Source organism: Enterobacter sp. Taxon_8, from assembly GCF_058354585.1.
Genome location: NZ_CM177989.1, coordinates 2,799,743 through 2,822,634 on the forward strand (window position 1 = coordinate 2,799,743; position 22,892 = coordinate 2,822,634).

Annotated in this window: 21 protein-coding genes; 14 read left to right on the top strand and 7 right to left on the bottom strand. The window is 54.5% G+C overall.

Translation table 11 applies throughout. The annotated features are described in order from the left end of the window. Positions 1 to 210 precede the first annotated feature (210 nt). The 8 genes from AC4IBF_RS13340 (at position 211) to AC4IBF_RS13375 (ending at position 7,820) form a co-directional block, all read left to right on the top strand. Positions 211 to 483: a hypothetical protein gene (locus AC4IBF_RS13340; RefSeq protein ID WP_491462904.1), complete on the top strand. Its 273-nt coding sequence runs from the start codon at positions 211 to 213 to the stop codon at positions 481 to 483. 220 nt (positions 484 to 703) lie between these two features. After that, complete coding sequence (locus AC4IBF_RS13345; RefSeq protein WP_491462905.1) at positions 704 to 2,608, top strand: RecE-related exodeoxyribonuclease; 1,905 nt, start codon at positions 704 to 706, stop codon at positions 2,606 to 2,608. After that, entirely contained in the window at positions 2,595 to 2,834 is a 240-nt protein-coding gene (locus AC4IBF_RS13350; RefSeq protein WP_157188947.1) for a DUF4060 family protein, read from the top strand. The genes AC4IBF_RS13345 and AC4IBF_RS13350 overlap by 14 nt, the downstream gene beginning before the upstream one ends. Positions 2,835 to 2,895: 61 nt before the next feature. Further along, a complete protein-coding gene (gene xisR / locus AC4IBF_RS13355; protein WP_010429804.1) occupies positions 2,896 to 3,111 on the top strand; it encodes an excisionase family protein in 216 nt (71 codons plus the stop codon). Next, a complete protein-coding gene (locus AC4IBF_RS13360) occupies positions 3,111 to 4,397 on the top strand; it encodes a site-specific integrase (RefSeq protein WP_213374010.1) in 1,287 nt (428 codons plus the stop codon). The genes xisR and AC4IBF_RS13360 overlap by 1 nt, the downstream gene beginning before the upstream one ends. 73 nt (positions 4,398 to 4,470) lie before the next feature. After that, the gene (gene phoP / locus AC4IBF_RS13365; protein WP_024908594.1) at positions 4,471 to 5,142 is read left to right on the top strand and encodes a two-component system response regulator PhoP; all 672 of its coding nucleotides are present in this window, start codon (positions 4,471 to 4,473) and stop codon (positions 5,140 to 5,142) included. Then, positions 5,143 to 6,606 carry a two-component system sensor histidine kinase PhoQ gene (gene phoQ, locus AC4IBF_RS13370; RefSeq protein WP_133294180.1) on the top strand — a complete coding sequence of 488 codons (1,464 nt, stop codon included), beginning with the start codon at positions 5,143 to 5,145 and terminating at the stop codon, positions 6,604 to 6,606. It begins immediately after the preceding gene. Between the two features lie 92 nt (positions 6,607 to 6,698). After that, entirely contained in the window at positions 6,699 to 7,820 is a 1,122-nt protein-coding gene (locus tag AC4IBF_RS13375) for a ribosomal protein uL16 3-hydroxylase (protein ID WP_111965561.1), read from the top strand. Positions 7,821 to 7,861: 41 nt separating this feature from the next. On the opposite strand, the gene pepT is transcribed toward AC4IBF_RS13375, so the two are convergent. Beyond that, positions 7,862 to 9,085, bottom strand: a complete 1,224-nt coding sequence (gene pepT, locus AC4IBF_RS13380; protein ID WP_133294179.1) for a peptidase T — start codon at positions 9,083 to 9,085, stop codon at positions 7,862 to 7,864. A gap of 237 nt (positions 9,086 to 9,322) precedes the next feature. Between pepT and potA the strand changes: the two genes are divergently transcribed. From potA to potD, 4 genes are read left to right on the top strand one after another with little or no spacing between them, the layout of a single operon-like run. After that, positions 9,323 to 10,465 (top strand): spermidine/putrescine ABC transporter ATP-binding protein PotA, encoded by a 1,143-nt coding sequence (gene potA, locus AC4IBF_RS13385; RefSeq protein ID WP_181574049.1) that lies wholly within the window; start codon positions 9,323 to 9,325, stop codon positions 10,463 to 10,465. Then, complete coding sequence (gene potB, locus AC4IBF_RS13390; RefSeq protein ID WP_143344941.1) at positions 10,449 to 11,306, top strand: spermidine/putrescine ABC transporter permease PotB; 858 nt, start codon at positions 10,449 to 10,451, stop codon at positions 11,304 to 11,306. Before potA ends, potB begins: the two co-directional genes overlap by 17 nt. Then, on the top strand, positions 11,303 to 12,094 hold the full coding sequence (potC, locus tag AC4IBF_RS13395) for a spermidine/putrescine ABC transporter permease PotC (protein WP_033145228.1): 792 nt from the start codon (positions 11,303 to 11,305) through the stop codon (positions 12,092 to 12,094). The genes potB and potC overlap by 4 nt, the downstream gene beginning before the upstream one ends. Further along, positions 12,091 to 13,125 (top strand): spermidine/putrescine ABC transporter substrate-binding protein PotD, encoded by a 1,035-nt coding sequence (gene potD / locus AC4IBF_RS13400; RefSeq protein ID WP_133294177.1) that lies wholly within the window; start codon positions 12,091 to 12,093, stop codon positions 13,123 to 13,125. Before potC ends, potD begins: the two co-directional genes overlap by 4 nt. Positions 13,126 to 13,171: 46 nt before the next feature. Here the strand turns inward: potD and AC4IBF_RS13405 are convergent, their stop codons facing one another. Next, on the bottom strand, positions 13,172 to 14,401 hold the full coding sequence (locus AC4IBF_RS13405; protein WP_115874747.1) for an EAL and HDOD domain-containing protein: 1,230 nt from the start codon (positions 14,399 to 14,401) through the stop codon (positions 13,172 to 13,174). Positions 14,402 to 14,638: 237 nt separating this feature from the next. Here AC4IBF_RS13405 and AC4IBF_RS13410 point away from each other — a divergent pair, with 237 nt between their 5' ends. Further along, positions 14,639 to 16,570: a methyl-accepting chemotaxis protein gene (locus tag AC4IBF_RS13410; RefSeq protein WP_491462906.1), complete on the top strand. Its 1,932-nt coding sequence runs from the start codon at positions 14,639 to 14,641 to the stop codon at positions 16,568 to 16,570. A gap of 45 nt (positions 16,571 to 16,615) precedes the next feature. Here AC4IBF_RS13410 and cobB read toward each other — a convergent pair whose 3' ends face one another. Genes cobB through lolC form a run of 5 tightly spaced genes read right to left on the bottom strand, consistent with a single transcriptional unit; the run spans position 16,616 to position 21,554 of the window. After that, positions 16,616 to 17,437, bottom strand: a complete 822-nt coding sequence (gene cobB / locus AC4IBF_RS13415; RefSeq protein WP_021240739.1) for a Sir2 family NAD+-dependent deacetylase — start codon at positions 17,435 to 17,437, stop codon at positions 16,616 to 16,618. A gap of 14 nt (positions 17,438 to 17,451) precedes the next feature. Beyond that, a complete protein-coding gene (gene nagK, locus AC4IBF_RS13420) occupies positions 17,452 to 18,363 on the bottom strand; it encodes an N-acetylglucosamine kinase (protein WP_491462907.1) in 912 nt (303 codons plus the stop codon). Positions 18,364 to 18,416: 53 nt separating this feature from the next. Next, complete coding sequence (gene lolE / locus AC4IBF_RS13425) at positions 18,417 to 19,661, bottom strand: lipoprotein-releasing ABC transporter permease subunit LolE (RefSeq protein WP_127730412.1); 1,245 nt, start codon at positions 19,659 to 19,661, stop codon at positions 18,417 to 18,419. Next, a complete protein-coding gene (lolD, locus tag AC4IBF_RS13430) occupies positions 19,661 to 20,362 on the bottom strand; it encodes a lipoprotein-releasing ABC transporter ATP-binding protein LolD (protein WP_008500772.1) in 702 nt (233 codons plus the stop codon). Before lolD ends, lolE begins: the two co-directional genes overlap by 1 nt. Next, positions 20,355 to 21,554: a lipoprotein-releasing ABC transporter permease subunit LolC gene (gene lolC, locus AC4IBF_RS13435; RefSeq protein WP_127730410.1), complete on the bottom strand. Its 1,200-nt coding sequence runs from the start codon at positions 21,552 to 21,554 to the stop codon at positions 20,355 to 20,357. Before lolC ends, lolD begins: the two co-directional genes overlap by 8 nt. 256 nt (positions 21,555 to 21,810) lie before the next feature. Between lolC and AC4IBF_RS13440 the strand changes: the two genes are divergently transcribed. Then, entirely contained in the window at positions 21,811 to 22,884 is a 1,074-nt protein-coding gene (locus AC4IBF_RS13440; RefSeq protein WP_491462908.1) for an acyltransferase family protein, read from the top strand. Positions 22,885 to 22,892 lie beyond the last annotated feature (8 nt).

Here is a 22,892-nt window from a genome sequence, read left to right on the forward strand (position 1 = left end):
ACCATCACGGCAACAGGCAGTCCGCCTTAACTGGTTTGAAATAAAACTTCGACAACTTTGTTATTTTCTTGCTCAAAAAGGCAACCCTGAACTCTGACTGTTAATAGCATCGATAAAAACGCAATAACCTGACTGTCATTTAATTATATACGATTAAAAACCATGCTTTAAACGGCAGGGAGTTTCACACCCCGAACTAAGGAGCTTAAAATGAAAGTAAGCGTTGCAACTGTTGAGCTTAATATTGTTATCGTAAATAAAGAAATTGCCACTTTTAATATTAACGGTGCCATTTCAGGTGTGGTTCATGTGCCATATTCAGGCCCTGTAACCGTCGTGCTAGACGGTGGCTACGTATTCGGTGAGTTTCATTGCCCGGTTTGCGCTGTTAAGCACATTAGCTTGCTGTGTGTGAATTTTGCAGAAGCGCAGAACGCTTGTGGCATGTCTTATTACGATCACAAACGCCAACAACTTAACTGATATGGATGACATCATTTGTCATTGCGCTGTTTGCTGCCACGAATATAAAAAATCGGAAATGCATGAAAGGAAAACAGACATATACCCCTTTAAGCGCACGATTTATTTATGTGAGCAATGCAATGAAAAAAGAGAAAGGCGTAACGCGTTAAAAAATGTAAAGCGCGTTATTCGAAAACCATATCGCTAAAAATCACCCCCTATAATTATAGAGGTAATTATGTCTGTTGAATTAAAAATATTCGGCGGTGCTTATTTCCCAAAAGATAAAGCATTGAAAAAACACCCAGATTTAAAACCGCTTGCTACAGCAGTAAACTCGGCCACAAAAGCCATTGCAGAAGCTGTTATTTTCGGCAAGCTGGCAGCTGAACATCCTGAACATATTGATGATTATTTCAAGGTGAAAATATGGGAGCACCATGAAGAACTCCCCTGCCCTGAGCTTGATGTGTTTAGCTCTGACTTCTTTGGTGAGCACGTTGTCTGGAATACCAACCGAGGTGAACCAGCTGCGGCACCACAGCCTGAATCTGAGGAAAAGACGGAATGGGACGACAACAAGGCAGTGGAAGAAATTAAAACTGTTGCACGGCTCGACCAGGCATCCCGCGCAGCATGTCTGGCACTGTTCGGCCCGGTCCCTGGAATCACTACGGCGCAGTACGGCCAGATCGTAGACCTGATTAACGATGATGCTAGCAGTTTTACCCGAGAACTGGCAGATGCACTGGCGAAAGAGACCCGCGCGCTGGCTCTGGCTCCGGAACGGCAGGAGCAGCTGCTCGCATGGATACGTGAGAACACAAAAGACTCTGCACAGTGGCCGGACATTAAAAAGCAGATCGCTAAATGGATCGATACGCCGATTGAAAAGCGACCTCAGGTTGTAAGCACTACCACCGCAGAAAACTGCACAGACACTGGCTCCACTCTGGGTGGAGGAAACAAGACAGACCGTAGCCCGGATCTGGTGCACAACCTGTCTACGCTCAAGATAGAGGTTGCTGTTGCAATTCTGGGCATGTACGACGAGATCGACATTTACTGGATCCCGAACAGATTATTGATTCCGGCGAAAGCCATGGCCGAAGCAGAACAGGATCCCCGCTTTACTGCATGGTGGAAAAAACTGCGCGGTACCCCCGGTATTTTGGATTATTCCCGCGCAGCCATCATCGCCTTGATTAAATCAGCTCCGGAAGAACTTTGGATAGATCCTGTCGCATTGCGCGAGTACATCAATCGTGAGTTAGTTGAATGTAATCACGCGCACCCAGAACAGAAAACGGTTGATATGGCTTGTCGTCCAAAATCTCGCGCCAATCATGAGGGAAACGAACATGATGAAGCCAAACCGCCTGTACCTGGCGAAACTCAGCCACCAGCAGTTTGCCCTGCCAAAGCTGCGCAGCTCGACAAAGAACTCAATGAGGCATTCGCTCAGAGCTCTGCGCCAGTGCAGCAGCCCACGGACCAGCCGAAAGTGGAGAACCTGGGAGGAGGCGTCTTTTCTGTCGATGCACTGATAAATACCGCCCCCTCAAATGAAGTCGAAAAACAGGAAGTGCCACCAGCGCTAAGTGTTCGCGAGATTGAAATTGCCCATGCATTAAACGAGCTAATGTCCGGGCGCACAAACATCGGTGACCAGGATGATATCGAAAATCTCATCACCACCACGGGTAAAGACATCGAGCATATTTTCCCGTTACTGATTGCAGATATCACCACGACTGAATTCTGTCTGTCGCCTGATTTCAGTGATGAAGAAGTACAGGACGTTGCTACTACGATTCTTGAACAGTGGTCTGACGATATCAGCGTTCGCCAGAAAATAGCTCTTGATGCGATCGTGGAATACCGACGTCCGGAACCACCAAAATCTGTCGTGCTCGATCCGCCGGCAGTTACTGCAAAGCCGAAAGCAGAGCCCGAACCAGCACCTGAAACAAACGCTCCGCATTCTTCTGTTACCTACCTGCAGCAGCTGACCATTGCAGCGCTACAGGGCTTATGTTCCAACCCGGCATATTGCAATCAGTATGACGAATTACCGGCTATGGCCGCCGGGCTTGCACACAGCGTTATCAACCATCAGGAAGGCTCCTATGCGTCTGATTAACCGTAGCAAGGGAGACAGCATCGGCGGACCAGCATGCGCCGCCGCGCTCAAATGTCATCTTGAGAAATATGGCGAGCATGGCCGCAGTGACAAACAGACTTTTTACACCATCAAGCTCCAAGGGAGAAAAATTACGGTCGAGGTTGTTAACAGGCCACGCAGCTATGTGGCCACGGCAATGACCAGGGCCAGACATCTGCAATGCCTCCCTGGGCTTGGTCGGTGATTTTTGACAATCAATATACTATCTGCCGCTGCGGTATCGTGGCGGCGTCATGGAGTTAAGCATGGCGCAAATCATTTTCGATGAAGAGTGGATGGTGGCGGGAAAGCTAACTGAGAAAACGGGGCTGGATGACAGGCAAATAAAAGCTTATCGCCTCGGATGCTGGATTGAAGGGGTTCATTTTAAGCGAGTACCCGCGGTACCCGGTGGAGAAAGCAAACGCGCTTTGGTCTGGTACAACTTTCCGCTGATTAATAGATTTATTCAGGAAGCATGATGAACTTTCCAACCGGCGTTGAACTTCATAACGGAAAAATCAGGATCACGTTTACCTATCGCGGCATTCGCTGCCGCGAAGTTCTCCGTGGCTGGGTGGTTAACAGCAGTAATATCAAGAAGGCAGGAAACCTTCGCGCCGTCATCGTGAGTGAGATCCAGTTCGGCCAGTTCGACTACGCGGCGCGATTCCCTGAATCAAAGGCTCTTAAAAAATTCTCATCAATAAAGCGGATCACGACATTTAAAGAGCTGAGCGATTTTTTCATTGATACAAAGGCACTGGAGGTGTCAGGGGCTACGCTGCATTCACTCACATCTGCCGTTAACACACTGAAACGTGTTGTGGGAGAAAATACTCCCCTGGCTGATATTCAGCACGCCGATATTCTGAATTACCGCAAAGAGCTGCTGACCGGCAGCGTATTAAACCCTTCAATGCCTAACCTGGTTAAAAAGGGACGCGCGCCCTCAACAGTCAATAAACAGATGGCGGTTTTATCAGAAATGCTGAAGCTTGCGAATCGAAGTCAGTTTATATTACACGCTCCTTATGAGGGCGTATCCCGGCTCAAGCTATCTAAGGCAGCCCCCGATCCGCTTCTACTTCATGAGTACCAGGCACTGATTGCCGCCCTTCCCCGAAAACTGGCTTTGATCATCATTGTAGCCGTCCACACGGGAATGAGGCCCGGCGAGATCTGTGCCCTGGCGTGGGAGGATATCGATCTGAGAAAAGGTGAAATTCACGTATCAAGAAGCCTGACGAACAAGCGGGTGTTTGTGCCGCCGAAAACAGATGCTGGTATACGAACGATCACCCTGCTTAAGCCTGCACATGATGCGCTGCTGGAGCAGTTCGACATCACAGGCAATAACCCAAGGCAGCAGATCATTTTCCATCACAGGGAAATCGGCAAAACAGAGCCACAAAATCTGCGTTTTGTGTTTTCTCCTGAAAAGAAATCGTCAGTGAATGAGAGCTTTTTTTCGAAAAACTCGATTTCGTATGGATGGAAACGGGGCACTAAACTTTCGGGAATACGTGAGAGAAATCCTTATCAGTCCCGACACACATACGCCTGCTGGACGCTTATGGCCGGTGCTAACCCTTCCTTTATCGCCAGCCAGATGGGTCATGAGGATGCGCGTATGGTGTACGAGGTGTATTCGAAGTGGATCGGAGATATGAACCAGGATCAGGTCAACATGTTGAACAATCAGATGCCGACAGCCTTGCCCCCAGGACGCCCCCAAGGTATTGGGAACATTAAAAAAGTCATTTAATTTCATGACGCTGGTTTCAAACTACATAATCAGCGTTAAACTATTCATACCAATTATTTAGGGAGAAGAGATGATGCGCGTACTGGTTGTTGAGGATAACGCATTGCTACGTCATCACCTGAAGGTTCAGCTTCAGGAGATGGGACATCAGGTGGACGATGCTGAAGACGCAAAAGAAGCCGATTATTATCTCAATGAACACCTGCCGGATATCGCCATTGTCGATTTAGGGCTGCCTGACGAAGACGGTCTGTCGTTGATTCGCCGCTGGCGCAGCCATGATGTCTCCCTACCGGTTCTGGTTCTGACCGCCCGTGAAGGCTGGCAGGATAAGGTCGAAGTGCTGAGCGCGGGTGCGGATGATTACGTCACCAAGCCGTTTCATATTGAAGAGGTGGCGGCGCGCATGCAGGCGCTGTTACGCCGCAACAGCGGTCTGGCGTCTCAGGTTATCTCCATCCCGCCTTTCCAGGTCGATCTCTCCCGCCGGGAATTATCCATCAATGATGAAGTGATCAAGCTCACCGCCTTCGAATACACCATTATGGAAACGCTGATCCGTAACAACGGCAAAGTGGTAAGCAAAGATTCCTTAATGCTCCAGCTTTACCCTGATGCTGAACTGCGCGAGAGCCATACCATTGACGTGCTGATGGGCCGTTTGCGCAAGAAAATTCAGGCGCAGTATCCGCAGGATGTGATCACCACCGTCCGTGGTCAGGGCTACCTGTTCGAATTACGCTAAATGAGAGTGATTTTGCGCCACATTCTGCCCCTCTCGCTGCGGGTTCGTTTCTTACTGGCAACGGCCGCCGTCGTGCTGGTGCTGTCACTCTCCTACGGCATGGTCGCCCTGGTGGGCTATAGCGTCAGCTTTGATAAAACCACCTTTCGGCTGCTGCGTGGCGAAAGCAATCTTTTTTATACCCTGGCGAAGTGGGAAAACAATCAAATCACCGTCGAAATGCCGGAAAACCTCAACCAGCAGAGTCCAACGCTGGCCCTGATTTATGACGAAAAGGGCAAGCTACTGTGGGCGCAGCGTGACATCCCATGGCTGGTCAAAAGCATTCGTCCGGACTGGCTCAGAACCAACGGGTTTCATGAAATTGAAGCCGATCTCAACACCACCAGCTCGCTGATCCGTGAAGATCGCTCCCTGCAGCAAAAGCTGAACGAGATCCGCGCCGACAATGCCGAAACGGAGATGACGCACTCCGTCGCGATTAACCTCTATCCGGCGACGCTAAACATGCCGCAGCTGACCATTGTGGTGATCGACACCATTCCGGTCGAGCTGAAGCGTTCTTATATGGTCTGGAGCTGGTTCATCTATGTTCTGGCTGCGAATCTCCTGCTGGTGATCCCGCTGCTGTGGGTGGCGGCATGGTGGAGCTTGCGCCCCATTGAATCACTGGCGAAAGAGGTTCGCGAGCTGGAGGAACATCATCGCGAGAAGCTGAACCCGGAAACCACGCGCGAGCTCACCAGCCTGGTGCGAAACCTCAACCGCCTGCTGAAAAGCGAACGCGAACGCTATGATAAATACCGTACGACGCTTACCGACCTGACCCACAGCCTGAAAACCCCGCTCGCGGTCATGCAAAGTACCCTCCGTTCAATGCGCAGTTCGAAGCTGAGCGTCGACGATGCTGAGCCGGTGATGCTGGAACAGATCAGCCGTATTTCACAGCAAATTGGCTATTACCTGCATCGCGCCAGCATGCGTTCCGGCAGCGCGCTGCTGAGCCGCGAGCTGCACCCGGTTGCCCCGCTTCTGGATAACCTCACGTCCGCCCTCAACAAGGTGTATCAGCGTAAAGGGGTGAATATCAGCCTCGATATCTCGCCAGAGATAAGCTTTGTGGGTGAAAAAAATGACTTCATGGAAGTGATGGGTAACCTGCTGGATAACGCCTGCAAATACTGCCTGGAGTTCGTGGAAGTATCTGCGCGCCAGACGGAAACCGAGCTGCATATTATCGTTGAGGATGATGGTCCGGGGATCCCGCGCAATAAGCGTGACGTGGTGTTCGATCGCGGTCAGCGCGCCGATACGCTACGTCCTGGCCAGGGCGTAGGATTAGCCGTCGCGCGCGAGATTGTCGACCAGTACGACGGGAAAATCGAAACCAGCGAGAGCCTGCTGGGCGGCGCCAGAATGGAGGTCATTTTTGGTCGCCAGCAGCCCACATTGAGCGATAGTTAACCCGTTATGTGAAAAATGCGAGGATCTCGCAGCCGGGGGGCTGAGCTTCCGTTATAATCCGAGTCAGTAAGAGCCTGCGGAATAAAAAAATTATGGATTATCACTTAACGCTTAACTGGCCCGAGTTTATTGAACGTTACTGGCAAAAACGCCCGGTGGTTCTGAAACGCGGATTCAGCAATTTTGTCGACCCTATCTCGCCTGACGAGCTGGCAGGTCTGGCCATGGAAAACGAAGTCGACAGCCGTCTGGTCAGCCACCAGGACGGGAAATGGCAGGTTAGCCACGGTCCTTTCGAAAGCTACGATCACCTCGGTGAAAACAACTGGTCGCTGCTGGTGCAGGCGGTCAACCACTGGCACGAGCCGACTGCCGCCTTAATGCGTCCGTTCCGCGCCCTGCCCGACTGGCGCATGGACGATCTGATGATCTCCTTCTCCGTGCCTGGCGGCGGCGTGGGTCCGCATCTGGACCAGTACGACGTATTCATCATTCAGGGTACGGGCCGCCGCCGCTGGCGCGTGGGCGAAAAAGTGCCGATGAAGCAGCACTGCCCGCATCCGGACCTGCTGCAGGTTGATCCGTTTGAAGGGATTATCGACGAAGAGCTGGAGCCGGGCGATATTCTCTACATTCCGCCTGGATTCCCTCACGAGGGTTACTCCCTGGAAAACTCCCTCAACTACTCCGTGGGGTTCCGCGCGCCAAGCGGCCGCGAGATGATCAGCGGATTTGCCGACTACGTTCTGCAACGCGAGCTGGGCAGCTATCGTTACAGCGACCCCGATGTGCCTGCACGCGAGCATCCGGCCGATATCCTGCCCGCAGAGCTGGATAAGCTGCGCGGCATGATGCTGGATTTGATCAACGAACCGGAACATTTCCGTCAGTGGTTTGGCGAGTTTATCAGCCAGTCTCGTCATGAGCTGGACGTTGCGCCACCGGAGCCGCCTTATCAGGCTGACGAGATTTATGATGCGCTCCAGCAGGGCGACAAGCTGGTACGTCTGGGCGGGTTGCGCGTGCTGCGCATTGGCGAGGAGGTATTCGTCAACGGCGAGAAGCTGGACTCTCCGCACCGTCCAGCGCTCGAATCCATTGCCAGCCATCTGGTGCTGACTGCCGATACCTTTGGCGATGCGCTGGAAGACCCGTCTTTCCTCGCGATGCTTGCCGCGCTGGTTAACAGCGGGTACTGGTTCTTTGAGGACTGAGTCGCCTTAATGCCCGGTGGCGCTTCGCCACCGGGCTTTTCTTACCGCTTAGCGGTCAACTCCGCTATCCGCACTATCACCTTCACCGCTTTTTCCATTCCTTCCAGCGTCACAAACTCATGCTTGCCATGGTAGTTGTAGCCACCGGTAAACAGGTTCGGGCACGGTAGCCCCATGAATGACAGCTGAGAGCCGTCGGTGCCGCCACGAATCGGTTTTAATGTCGGTTCAATATCGCAGTCGCGCATCGCCTGCTGGGCGATATCGAGAATATGCGGATGCGCCATCACCTTCTCGCGCATATTGTAATAGCTGTCTTCGATGATGAGCTCAATGTAGCAATCGGGATGCAGGCCCTTACCCACCTTCTTGGCGATCTCCATCATCTTACGCTTGCGTGCCTCAAAGGCTTTACGGTCGAAATCGCGGATGATGTAGTGCATCTGCGCGCTGTCCACGGTGCCTTTGATGCTGGTCAGGTGATAGAAACCTTCATACCCCTCGGTCTGTTCGGGGCTCTCTTCCGCCGGGACTTCCGCATGAATTCGCGACGCCAGCGACAGCGCGTTCACCATGACGCCTTTCGCCGAACCGGGATGAACGTTGTTGCCGACAATTTTGATCGTGACGGACGCGGCATTGAAGTTTTCATATTCCAGCTCACCGACGCCGCCACCGTCGACGGTGTAGGCCCACTGGGCGTTAAAGGCGTCCACGTCGAAGTGCTTCGCGCCCTTGCCGACCTCTTCATCCGGCGTAAAGGCCACGCGGATGTCGCCGTGCGGAATATCTTTGCCCTTCAGCACCGCCAGCGCCGTCATGATTTCCGCGATCCCCGCTTTGTCATCCGCCCCCAGCAGGGTTTTCCCGTCGGTGGTGATCAGCGTCTGGCCCAGCAGCTGATGCAGCACCGGGAACATCACGGGCGAGAGCACTTCGTCGCCAATGCCCAGCGCAATGTCGCCGCCGCGGTAATTTTCCACAATCTGCGGGTTCACATTTTTACCGCTAAAATCAGGAGAGGTGTCGACATGGGAGATAAAGCCAATCGCCGGAATGTCACCCGGGACATTCGCCGGCAGCGTTCCCATCACAGTGCCTTTCTCGCTTAACGTGACGTTGACCAGCCCCATGGCGTCAAGCTGCTCTTTCAGCAGGTTTAATAACTTCCACTGGCCTTCGGTGCTCGGCACCTGGCGAACACCCGGCTTAGATTGGGTATCCAGCGAAACGTACTGTAAAAAACGCTCAAGTAATTTATCCATGCAGTCACCCTCACTTTTTGTGACAACATTATCAATAAGCATCAAAACGCAAATATTGCGTCAGGTCACTTTTATCCCGCAAACGAGAATATTTTCCGTTTATATCGTTATGCGTTAGTAAATGTAGCTTATGAATCAGTGACAAGGATTGGCGATTACCGGGGATTGCCGTAGAATGTCCGCCCTCATTACGAGTCACCAAGGTGGTTACACACAAACCCCGCTTCAGTCTGCTGCCTGAGGCGTCTATATGGGACAGCGCAAAAATTGAATACACAAACCCGTTCACCGCTGGTGAAACTGGAACGAATTCGTAAAAGTTTTGATGGCAAAGACGTTATTTCCGACCTCACTCTCACCATCAATGACGGTGAGTTTCTGACGCTGCTTGGCCCCTCCGGCTGCGGCAAAACAACCGTACTGCGCCTTATCGCCGGGCTGGAAAGCGTCGATAACGGCCATATCCATCTAGAGAACCAGGACATTACCCGGGTTCCTGCCGAAGATCGCCACGTTAATACCGTCTTTCAGAGCTATGCCCTGTTCCCGCACATGACCGTTTTTGAAAACGTGGCGTTTGGCCTGCGGATGCAAAAAACCCCGGCGCATGAGATCGAACCGCGCGTCACCGACGCCCTGCGCATGGTTCAGCTTGAGACGTTTGCCCAGCGTAAACCCCATCAGCTTTCCGGCGGCCAGCAGCAGCGCGTGGCCATCGCCCGCGCCGTGGTTAACAAGCCGCGTCTGCTCCTGCTGGATGAATCCCTCTCCGCGCTGGATTACAAGCTGCGCAAGCAGATGCAGAACGAGCTCAAAGCCCTGCAGCGCAAGCTCGGCATTACCTTTGTCTTCGTCACCCACGATCAGGAAGAAGCCCTGACCATGTCAGACCGCATCGTGGTGATGCGCGACGGCAAAATCGAGCAGGACGGCACGCCGCGCGAAATCTACGAAGAGCCGAAGAACCTGTTTGTCGCCAGCTTCATTGGCGAGATCAATATCTTTGACGCCACGGTGATTGAACGTCTGGACGACCAGCGCGTGCTCGCCAGCGTCGAAGGACGCGAATGCAATATCACGGTGAATTTCCCCGTCGAGAAGGGACAAAAGCTCAACGTTCTGCTGCGCCCGGAAGATCTGCGCGTCGATGAAATCCACGGCAATACCGAGGCCGAAGGGTTAATCGGCTATATCCGCGAGCGCAACTACAAAGGGATGACCCTGGAGTCTGTCGTCGAGCTGGAGAACGGTAAAATGGTGATGGTCAGCGAGTTCTTTAACGAGGACGACCCTGACTTCGACCACTCGCTCGACCAGAAAATGGTTGTCAACTGGGTAGAAAGCTGGGAGGTTGTGCTGGCTGATGAAGAACACAAGTAAGTTCCAGAATGTGGTGATTGCCACGATCGTCGGTTGGCTTGTGTTGTTTGTCTTTTTACCCAACCTGATGATCATCGCCACCAGCTTCCTGACCCGCGACGACGCTAACTTCGTTTCGCTGGTCTTTACGCTGGATAACTACGCGCGCCTGCTCGATCCGCTCTATTTTGACGTGCTGCTGCACTCGCTCAATATGGCGCTAATTGCCACCGTTGCCTGTCTGGTGCTCGGGTATCCCTTCGCATGGTTCCTCGCGGGCCTGCCGCAAAAGGTGCGGCCCCTGCTGCTGTTTTTACTGATTGTTCCATTCTGGACCAACTCGTTAATCCGCATCTACGGGCTGAAAATCTTCCTCAGCACCAAAGGCTACCTCAATGAGTTTCTACTGTGGCTGGGGGTGATTGATACGCCGATCCGCATCATGTTTACCCCGAGCGCGGTCATTATCGGCCTGGTCTATATCCTGCTGCCGTTTATGGTGATGCCGCTCTACTCCAGCATAGAGAAGCTGGATAAACCGCTGCTGGAAGCGGCAAGAGATCTGGGTGCCAACAAGCTCCAGACCTTTACCCGCATTATCATCCCGTTGACCATGCCCGGCATTATCGCGGGCTGTTTGCTGGTAATGCTTCCGGCCATGGGTCTGTTCTACGTTTCTGACCTGATGGGTGGCGCGAAAAACCTGCTGATTGGGAATGTGATCAAGAGTCAGTTCCTGAACATTCGCGACTGGCCGTTCGGGTCCGCCACCAGCATCACGCTGACGGTGGTGATGGGTCTGATGCTGCTGGTCTACTGGCGCGCTTCACGGCTGCTGAACAAGAAGGTGGAACTCGAATGATCGGTCGACTGCTTCGCGGCGGTTTTATGACCGCCATTTACGCTTACCTGTATATCCCGATCGTTATTTTGATCGTGAACTCGTTTAACAGCTCACGCTTCGGGATTAACTGGCAGGGCTTTACCACCAGCTGGTACAGCCTGCTGATGAACAACGACAGCCTGCTGCAGGCCGCTCAGCACTCGCTGACGATGGCGATCTTCTCCGCCACCTTCGCCACGCTAATTGGTTCACTGACCGCCGTGGCGCTCTACCGCTACCGCTTTCGCGGTAAACCGTTCGTCAGCGGCATGCTGTTTGTGGTGATGATGTCGCCGGATATCGTGATGGCGATTTCGCTGCTGGTGCTGTTTATGCTGCTGGGCGTACAGCTTGGCTTCTGGTCGCTGCTGTTTTCCCATATCACCTTCTGCCTGCCGTTTGTGGTGGTGACCGTCTTTGCGCGCCTGAAAGGGTTCGACGTGCGCATGCTGGAGGCGGCGAAAGATCTGGGCGCCAGCGAGATGACAATCCTGCGCAAAATCATCCTGCCGCTGGCGATGCCCGCCGTGGCGGCCGGATGGCTGCTGAGCTTTACCCTGTCGATGGATGACGTGGTGGTCTCCTCCTTCGTGACCGGGCCGAGCTATGAAATTCTGCCGTTGAAAATCTATTCGATGGTGAAAGTCGGCGTTTCACCCGAGGTGAACGCGCTGGCGACCATTCTGCTGGTATTTTCGCTGGTTCTGGTGATCGCCAGCCAGGTTATTGCTCGTGATAAAACAAAATCTCAGGGGACAATGAAATGAAAAAAATGCTCGCCGCTGCGGCGCTGGTGCTCGGCATGGGTGCCGCGCACGCTGATGACAGCAAAACGCTCTACTTCTACAACTGGACTGAGTACGTGCCGCCGGGCCTGCTGGAACAGTTCACAAAGGAGACGGGCATCAAAGTGATCTACTCGACCTACGAGTCGAATGAAACCATGTACGCCAAGCTGAAAACTTACAAAGATGGCGCGTACGATCTGGTGGTTCCTTCCACCTACTTTGTCGACAAAATGCGCAAAGAGGGCATGATCCAGAGGATCGACAAAACGAAGCTTACCCATTTTTCAAACCTCGATCCTGAGATGCTCAACAAGCCGTTCGACCCGAATAACGACTACTCCATTCCGTATATCTGGGGGGCAACCGCGATTGGCGTTAACAGCGAGGCCGTCGATCCGAAATCGGTGACAAGCTGGGCCGATCTGTGGAAACCGGAATACAAGGGCAGCCTGCTGTTGACCGACGACGCGCGCGAAGTCTTCCAGGTGGCGCTGCGCAAGCTTGGCTACTCTGGCAACACGACGGATCCTAAAGAGATTGAAGCGGCATATGCCGAGCTGAAAAAGCTGATGCCTAACGTGGCGGCGTTCAACTCTGATAACCCGGCAAACCCGTATATGGAAGGCGAAGTAAACCTGGGGATGGTGTGGAACGGCTCCGCGTATGTGGCCCGCCAGGCCGGTACGCCGCTTGAGGTAGTCTGGCCAAAAGAAGGCGGGATCTTCTGGATGGACAGCCTCTCCATTCCGGCTAACGCGAAAAATGTGGATGGGGCGCTGAAGCTGATTAACTTCCTGCTGCGCCCGGACGTGGCGAAACAGGTTGCCGAGACGATTGGCTACCCGACGCCAAACCTGGCCGCACGCAAGCTGCTGAAGCCGGAAGTGGCTAACGATAAGTCGCTCTACCCGGATGCGGAAACCATCAGCAAAGGCGAATGGCAGAACGATGTCGGCGACGCCAGCCGCCTCTACGAAGAGTATTACCAGAAGTTAAAAGCGGGCCGGTAACGGTATCGCGTTCTTCCTCACGCCGCCTGTACGGCGTGAGGAAGGATTAACTGACCGCATTCTCTCCTGCCCAGATCGTCGCCTTTCGCATCGCCTCAACCACTTCTTCATCCGACAGCCCCAGCCTCTGACGTACTCTGGTCGCTTCGTCCCACTGCTGCTGTTCATAGTAACGGCAAAGGTTAATCATATCGGCTAACCGTCCTTCCTGATGACAAAGCGCGTTGCTCACGCTCTGCGGGACCGCAATTTGCTTCATCAACTCTGCCATCGGCAGCTCAAGGAGGGTATCCAGAAGAGAAAACAGGCCGCACATGAACGCATTTTCAGCCAGAATCGGTTCGTTCATCGTCTCTGCGATCAGCTCGCAGAACTTGCCGCGCATCATGCTCAGCGGATAAAGCTCGCTGACGGTATCATTGCCCGCACTGGCGAGGACCACGACGGCAACAAACCGTCGGAGCTGATTTTCGCCAAGATACCTGAGCACCTCGCTCAGGGTTAACTTGCTGAAATTACAGGCGCCGACATGCTTAAACGCCGTATGCTTCATATAGCGCATGATTTTATAAGAGAGCGTGAGATCGGTTTTTATCAACGACTCGATAATTCGAAAATCAGGCTTATTGCGTCCGACCTCCATTTGCAGTCGAAAAATCGCCAGCTGATTTTGCGACAGCCGTTTATATTTAATGACCTCCGGGCGGCAGAAAAAATAGCCCTGAAAAAGGGAAAACCCTTCGTCCCTGTATTGGTTGAATTCCTCTTTAGTCTCAATTTTTTCAGCGAGATATTTAATATGACCGGTCAGATGTTTACGCGTTTTCAGATACTGTTTAATTTGCGCTAAGGTGTAATTTCTGACGTCAAATTTCAGTATTGAAATATAGGGTAAAAAAGCATCCCATTCTGGTGCAAGGGTGAAATCATCAAGCGCAAACTGATAACCATGCGCATTCATCTCCCTGACGGCCTGCAGCAGTTCCGCTCCCGGCACAGCATCTTCAAGGATCTCAATGACCACGCTCTCTTTATCCAGCGCTTCTCCACTGCGGTCTATGACCATTCGCGAAGGGAAATTAATAAACGACGTATGAGCCCCGGCGATGCGCTGGGACGGCACGCATAAAAACTGATCGGATATCATTCTGGAGGTGGCATATTCCGCCGACACATCCGGAAAACGGTTTGTCATCCCGTCTCTGAAGAGCAGCTCATAGGCCACCGTCTTCATCTCAGGGTTAAAAATGGGTTGTCGCGCAATAAATCCGTACATATCCCATCCTCCTTTACCACTTAATATTTATTAGCATCCTCTTTCTACACGATGATAACGAGCATTATCGAGCGCTATTTTGATTGAATGCACAAAATAAAAGCATCCACACTAATTAACGGGATTAAATATTCTGGAATTTAAATTAAATATATCCGGCGCTCTACAGAAAGAGGATGAAATATCCGATAAGTACTGTGTGCCTGCCCGACATGCACAACATTACGGGAGATGAGAATGAAAGACGCCATGGTCCGAAAACAAAAAATAAGAGTCAAGACGTTGATGCTATTGTCCATTTTCCTCACCGTGACGGTGGGCTTTACGGCAACGATCGGGTTTATGATGTGGCAGTGGATGGCGCAGCAGGAGGTGCTGGCCAAAAAACATATCCGCCAGATAGCCGAGGTACAGGCTTTACAGGTCAGCAAACAGCTGGATTCCGCCCTGACTGCCGCCCGGGATATGGGCAACAGCGCCCTGGCACTGCGCGAGGCGGGCGTATCCGACCGCCAGAGCCTGAACCAGCTGCTTATCCACTACCTCTCGGCTCACCCACAGTTTCTCTCCATGTCGATGGCCTTTGAGCCCAACGCGTTCGACGATAAAGATGCCGCCTTTGCCGGTCAGAGCGGTGAAGATCCTGCCGGACGCTACGCCCGCTACGTCGACCGCGATGCCACCGGCAAACCGGCATTACACCTGCTGACTGACATCGAAACACCCGGCAGTGGTGATTATTATTTGCTGCCGAAACAGCGGCATAAAGATGTGATCATCGAGCCCTATATTTACCCCTACAACGGCGTGGACGTGATGCTCACCTCGATTGCCGCACCCATCATGCGTGACGGACAGTTTCTGGGTTCGGTCACCTCTGACTTCTCCCTCGCCACGCTGCAGTCCACGATCGGCGCGATTAAACCGTGGAACGGCACAGGCTACGCCCTGCTCCTCTCAGCGGGTAATAACGTGGTGTCCAGCCCGGACAAACGCGCGGCAGGCAAGCCATACGCCGGTCCGATTGCCGGTCATGACGTCACCCGGGTAAACGATCCGCTGCTGAAGGAGGACGTGTTCATCACCTGGCAGGACATCGCCGTCGGTAACAGCCAGACGCCGTGGAAGCTGGCCATTATCACTCCGGTTAGCGAAGTGATGGCCGAAGCGCGGGCATTTTTACTGAAAGCCATCATCATGATGGTGTTAAGCATCGTTGCGGTCAGCCTGGTGATGGCCCAGATCTTTACCCGCAAGGTTGATCGTCCGGTTGGAGGGGAACCTTCGGAGGCCGCAGGGATCGCCCTGGCCGTTGCCCGGGGAGAGCTGAACAACACCATCCCGGTACGTTCCGGGGATACCCACAGCATTTTTTATGCCCTGCACACCATGCAGACGCAGCTCAAGCGCATCGTCGACAACATCAGCGAAGCCAGCCACTCCGTGCACGGCGGCACCAGCGAAATTTCGGCGGGCAACCTTGACCTCGCCTCACGTACCGAAGAACAGGCGGCGGCGATTGTTGAAACAGCAGCCAGCATGGAAGAGATTTCGGTCACGGTGAAAAATAATGCCAACAACGCCCACAAGGCGACCGCGCTGACCGATCGCGCCGCGAGCCTCGCCGGGCATGGCGAAACGCTGGTAAACGACGTGGTGATGGTCATCGGGGAGATTGACGAGAGCGCGCGTAAGATCGGTGAGATTAACAGCATCGTCGACGGCATCGCCTTCCAGACCAATATTCTGGCGCTGAATGCGGCCGTTGAAGCGGCGCGCGCGGGCGAACAGGGTCGCGGTTTCGCAGTTGTCGCAGGTGAAGTGCGCAACCTGGCCCAGCGAAGCGCTAACGCGGCTAAAGAAATTTCCCAGCTGATTGCCGAGTCCTCAGGCCGCGTCAGCAAAGGCGTTGAGCTGGTCAATGAAACCGGCGTAATGATGAAACAGGTGATTGAGGCGGTGTCGCACGTGCATCTGGTCATCAACGACATTGTTCAGGCGCTGGACGAGCAGAACCGCGGGATAAGCCAGGTCAGTACCGCCGTTAACCAGATGGACAGCACCACCCAGCAGAACGCCTCTCTGGTTCAGCAGATCTCCGCTGCGGCGCTCTCGCTGGATGAGCAGGCTAATTCTCTCGAGAAGACGCTGGCGTTCTTCCATTCATAAATAAAAAGGCACCCGCTGGACGGGTGCCTTTTCAGGCGATTGCCGTTACAGCCCTTTCAGCAGCTTGTCGACAAACTCCGGGACGACCGTGCTTGCCAGGCCATAGTGTTTCTCTTCAAACTCGCTGCCTACCTGGCTTGGCTCAAGGTTGAGCTCTACCGTATGCGCACCGTGCAGTCGCGCTTCGTGGACAAACCCTGCCGCAGGGTAAACGTGGCCGGATGTTCCGATGGCGATAAACACGTCGGCCATCGCCAGCGCGCTGTAGATCTCATCCATTCCCAGCGGCATTTCGCCAAACCAGACCACGTGAGGACGCAGGCGCGACGGGAACTGGCAGCAGTGGCACTTATCCTCTGGCAGCACGTCCTCTTTCCAGTCCAGCACCTGACCGCTCCATGCGCAGCGAACCTTGAGCAGCTCGCCGTGCATGTGGATGATGTTCTTGTTACCGGCCCGTTCGTGGAGGTTGTCGATATTCTGCGTCACCAGCAGAAAACGATCGCCCAGCGCCTCTTCCAGCTTCGCCAGCGCCAGATGCGCCGCATTCGGCGCGACGTCAGGCTGCTGAAGCTGACGACGGCGTGCGTTGTAAAATGCCTGCACGAGATCCGGGTCACGGGCAAAGCCTTCCGGCGTGGCGACATCCTCCACGCGGTGCTCTTCCCACAGCCCGTCCGCCGCGCGGAAGGTTCGAATTCCTGACTCGGCCGAGATCCCCGCTCCGGTCAGCACCACCACTCTGGGTTTATCCATCGCTTCTGGCATCATTCTGTCTCTGAAAAAGATCCGCTGGCGCAAGCGCTCACGCAAGCGGCGTTTGTTTTTGCGAAAACGGCTGAGTCGACCCTGGCGACGCGACAGCATAGAAACCTCGTAAACTAATCGGTGAGATGAAGGAATGCGGCTCCGCGCATGCCTCCTGCGTCCCCGTGTCGCGCGCGTTCAATACGCGGCACGCGGGCAACCGGCAATAAATGTCGGGGCAAACGCCCGGACAACCGTTCCGTAATCGCGGTAAAGTTTGAAAGCCCTCCCCCGATCACCAGCAGATCCGGGTCGACGATGGTGAGAATATTTCCCAGACACACCGCCAGCAGATCCAGGTAGCGCTCGACGTGCTCACACGCCTGCGCATCCCCTTGCTCCCACAGGGTAATGATTTGAGGGGCCTCAAGTTTCTGATGATAGAAGTGTTCGTAAAGCCATGCAAACCCGCGGCCTGACAGGTAGTTCTCAATACAGCCGTGCTGCCCGCAGCCGCAGCGTGTCAGCGGGAAATCACGCCCCACCACTTCCAGCGCGTCCACCGGCAGGCGGATATGGCCAAACTCGCCGGTAATGTAGCTGCGGCCGGTGATGGGCTTACCGTTGATGACGATTCCTCCGCCGACGCCGGTACCGAGGATCAGCCCCATCACCAGAGAATATTGACGGAATTCATCATCCCAGGCTTCAGAGAGCGCGAAGCAGTTGGCATCGTTGTCTAAACGCACGTCGCGTTCAAGGAGAGCTGAGAGATCGGCACGCAGCGGTTTACCGCTGGCGGCAGGCACGTTGGCCGCGTACAGCGTACCGTCGTCGGTTTCGGGCATGCCCGGAATGCCAATGCCGACGCTGCCTTTGACCCCAAAGCGTTCATCCGCCTGAGCCACCAGCGCGGCAATGGCGGTTAAAAATTCGTCATAACTTTCGCGCGGCGTAGGAACACGGGTTTCCCACTGCAGTTTGAGGTTTTTATCAAACACGCCGAGCGCAATCTTGGTGCCGCCAATATCAAATCCATAATACATAACGCATTCCTCTTTCGATCTGGCGACCCGAAAGCCGCTAGATCATGACGTAATTACTGGCCACTTAATACCCTCGCCGGATCAATTCGGCTTGCGCGACGCGCCGGATACCAGCTTGCCAGCAGACTCAGTAAAAGTGCTGTAAGCAGCACATAAAAAACATCCAGCCAGTGCAGTTCAGACGGCAGGAAGTCAATAAAATAGATATCACCCGACAGGAACTGGTGGCCAATAAGCTTTTCAATCCCGTTGATAATCGGCGTCAGCTGCAGGGAAACCACCACGCCAATCACTACGCCGCACAGGCTGCCAAACAGCCCTGCCAGCAAACCGTACCAGACGAAAATGGCGCGAATAAGACCGTCTTTCGCCCCCAGCGTACGCAGCACGGCGATGTCGCCGCTCTTGTCCTTGACCGCCATCACCAGCGTCGAAACGATATTAAAGCACGCCACGCCAATCACCAGCACCATCGCCAGATACATGATGGCGCGGATCATCTGGATATCACGGTACATATACCCGTAAGTGCCGATCCAGCTTTTGATGTAGACATAGTTATTGGTCACGCTGCCCGCGTCACGCACCAGTTTGTTGGCGTTAAAGACGTCGTTCACCTTAATGGCAATGCCCGTCACGCTGTTGCCCATGTCGAGATACTGCCGCGCATCCTCCATCGGCACCATCGCAAAGCTGTGGTCAAGCTGACCGCTCAGCTGAAGAATACCGGTAACGTGCAGGCGCACGCGTTTTGGCTGCTGCAGTTTGTGGTCGGTGCTGGCGTTCGGGATCATGATTGACACCCAGTCGCCCTGCTTCACCTTCAGAGCATCGGCAACGCCTTTACCCATGATGATCTGCTGCTCGCCAGCCTTAAAGTTGGCCCACGCGCCGTTCTGCACATAGTTTGGCAGCGCGCTGAGACGCGCTTCCTGCGCCGGGTTCACCCCTTTCACCTGAATGGCGCGCAGGTTTACCCCGCTTTCCACCAGCCCGGTAAAGTTAATGTAGGGCGCGGCCGCGGCGATGCCCGGCACTTTTTCAACTTTGGCGAGCGCATCGCTCCAGTTCGTCCACGGCTGGTTAACCGGCTCGATCTCCCCGTGCGGCACCACCGCCAGAATGCGGTTATTCAGCTCACGCTCGAAGCCGTTCATGGCGCTTAAGCCCACAATCAGCACCGCCACACCCAGCGCAATACCGATGGTCGAGATAACGGAGATCAGCGACACCATGCCGCCGCGACGGCGGCCGCGGCTAAAACGTAAACCGATGAGTAACGATAACGGTGACGCCATTACTCTGCTCCCATCAGGGTCAGTTCCGCGTTCAGATGGCCGTCGCGCATCTCAAGCTGACGTCCCATGCGTTTTGCCAGCTGCAGATCGTGGGTTACGACCAGAAACGCGGTGCCCTGCGAGGCGTTCAGCTCGCCCAGAAGCTGGAAAATACTGTCCGCATTACGGGCGTCCAGGTTCCCGGTGGGCTCATCCGCCAGCACCAGACGCGGGTTGTTGACCAGCGCACGGGCAATCGCCACGCGCTGGCGCTCGCCGCCGGAGAGCTCCGACGGACGGTGGTTACCGCGATGCCCCAGCCCTACCGCTTTGAGCATATCGCTGGCGCGAGCGTTAATCTCTGCCGGTTTCTTTTTGCCAATCAGCAGCGGCATCGCGACGTTTTCCAGCGCCGTGAAGTCCGGCAGCAGATGGTGAAACTGGTAGATAAAGCCCAGCTCGCGGTTGCGCAGCTCGGCCTTCGCCGCCGAGGACATTTTGCTCATCGGCTGGCCGGAGAAAATCACGTCGCCGTTGGTTGGCGTATCCAGCCCGCCCAGCAGATGCAGCAGCGTACTTTTGCCCGAGCCGGAGCTGCCGACAATCGCCATCATCTCGCCTTCGCCCACGCTGAAGCTCACATTGTGCAGCACGTCGGTTTGCACAGTGCCTTCCTGATAGCGTTTGGACAGGTTGTCGCATTGCAACAGGATCTTATTCATAACGTAAAGCCTCAGCGGGTTGAGTGGCGGCGGCGCGCCAGGAAGGATAAAGCGTAGAAAGCAGCGCAATGGCCATCGCGGCCAGCGCAATACCGACCACCTGCAGCGGCTCGATAGCCACCGGCAGCGCCGCGCCGTCGAGCAGGGCGCCGATGATCGGCATTAAGTTATTAAGCTGACTGGCAAGCAGCGCACCCAGCACCGCCCCGAGCAGCGCGCCGATGATACCGGCGCTGGCGCCCTGCACCATAAACACCGCCATGATCTGGCGCGGCGTGAGCCCCTGGGTTTGCAGGATAGCAACCTCGCCCTGCTTCTCCATCACCATCAGACCCAGCGAGGTGATGATGTTAAATGCCGCCACGGCGACGATCAGGCTCAGCAGCAGCCCCATCATGTTTTTCTCCATCCGCACGGCCTGGAACAGCTCGCCTTTACGCTCGCGCCAGTCCTGCCATTTGGTGCCGTCCGGCAGTTTTTGCTGGCTGAGAGTATCGACCTTCAGCGGCGCGTCGAGCCACAGTCGCCAGCCGGTGATATTTCCTGCCGGGTAGCGCATCAGGCGTGACGCGTCCTGAATGTTAACCAGCATCTGGTAGCCATCGACTTCGCTGTTGGCAGCAAAAGTACCAATCACGTTAAACAGACGCTGGCTTGGCAGGCGCCCCATCGGCGTAAACTGGCTGGCAGAAGGGACCATTACGCGCAGCTGATCGCCACGGTTGACGCCAAGCTGTCCGGCAAGCTGCTCGCCCAGAATCACGTTGTATTTCCCGGCTTCCAGGTCGGTCTGCTTCACGTTAACGAGATACGGCGTCAGCGGATCGTTTTGCGTCGGGTCGATACCCAGCATCACGCCGACCGCCACGCTGCGGGCGCTTTGCAGCACCACGTCGCCGGTGGTCAACGGCGCTACGCGCGTGACGCCCTGTAACTTCGCCGCGCTTTCCGGCAGCTGCTGCGGGTTAACCGAGCCGTTAGTGGATGAGAGTACGGCCTGCGGCATCAGCCCCAGGATGTTGTTTTGCAGCTCGCGCTCAAAGCCATTCATGACGGAAAGCACCGTCACCAGAGCCATCACGCCAAGCGTAATGCCAATAGTCGATAGCCAGGAGACAAAGCGACCGAAGCGGTCCGCGGCGCGCCCACGCATGTAGCGTAAGCCTATGAAGAGTGCGACAGGTTGATACATGAAGTCCGTCTGTTTGCTGATAGCAGACCCACGAGTATATAAGCGAATCCGTTAAGCGTAAATGACTGAAACCGTAAGCTTTGGTAATCATTTTTCCAAAAAATTCAGATAAATCAGGATACTAATATCTGAAACCGCACCTCATAACCTCCACCTTTTCCGAAAAACCTCCTGATACAGACTATTACCCATTACAGCACGGTTTCGTTTAACAACAATTGCTCGTTCGTCTATGGCAATAAGGTAGTTGCGAACAATGAAGCAAAAAGCATTATGGATTAACCAGATAAAAGGGCTGTGTATCTGCCTGGTGGTTATCTATCATTCGGTTATCACGTTTTATCCGCATCTGATCGGGCTGCAACACCCGCTCTCCGGCCTTCTCGCCAAATGCTGGGTCTATTTTAATCTCTATCTTGCCCCCTTCCGTATGCCTGTCTTTTTCTTTATCTCCGGCTATCTGATCCGTCGTTATATTGACGAGGTGGACTGGCGAACCAGTCTCGACAAGCGAATCTGGAGCATTGTCTGGGTCCTGGCGCTGTGGGGGATTCTGCAATGGCAGGCGCTGACCCACCTGAATGCCTGGCTGGCCCCCGATCGCGAGCTTGCCACCTCGTCGAACGCGGCCTACGCCGACTCGTTCTCAGGATTTGTGCTGGGGATGCTCACTGCCAGCACCAGCCTGTGGTATCTGTATGCCCTGGTCGTGTACTTCACGCTGTGTAAACTGCTGAGCCGCTGGAAGCTGCCGATGCTGGGGCTGCTGGCGCTGGCAAGCATCGCGATCAACTTCCTGCCGCTGCCGTGGTGGGGAATGAACAGCGTGGTCCGCAACATGATCTACTACAGTCTCGGGGCGTGGTATGGCGCGACGCTGATGGCGTGGATGAAAAGCGTCAGCCTGCGCCGCCTCTGGCTGGCAACCGTCGCTTTCGCCGCCGTCTCCGTGGTGCTGTGGTTTGCTAACGTTCCGCTGCTGCTCTCATTGCTGTCGATTGTGCTGATCATGAAGCTATTCTACAGCTTTGAGCAGCGCTATGCCGTTCACCCTGACAACCTGTTGAACGTGATTGGCTCCAATACCATTGCGATTTATACCACCCACCGCATCTTAATTGAGGCCTTCAGCCTGTTCCTGATTGGCGAGATGAATGCCGCTTACTGGCCGGTCTGGGCTGAACTCACCTTAATTCTTGTCTACCCGTTTGCCAGCCTGCTGATCTGTACCCTGGCCGGGCTCGGGGTGCGTAAAATTTCCACCGCGCTGTTTGGCGACGTTTTCTTCTCTCCTCCGTCTACGCTGACCCTGTCCCCCTCAACGCGTTAATGCCCTCT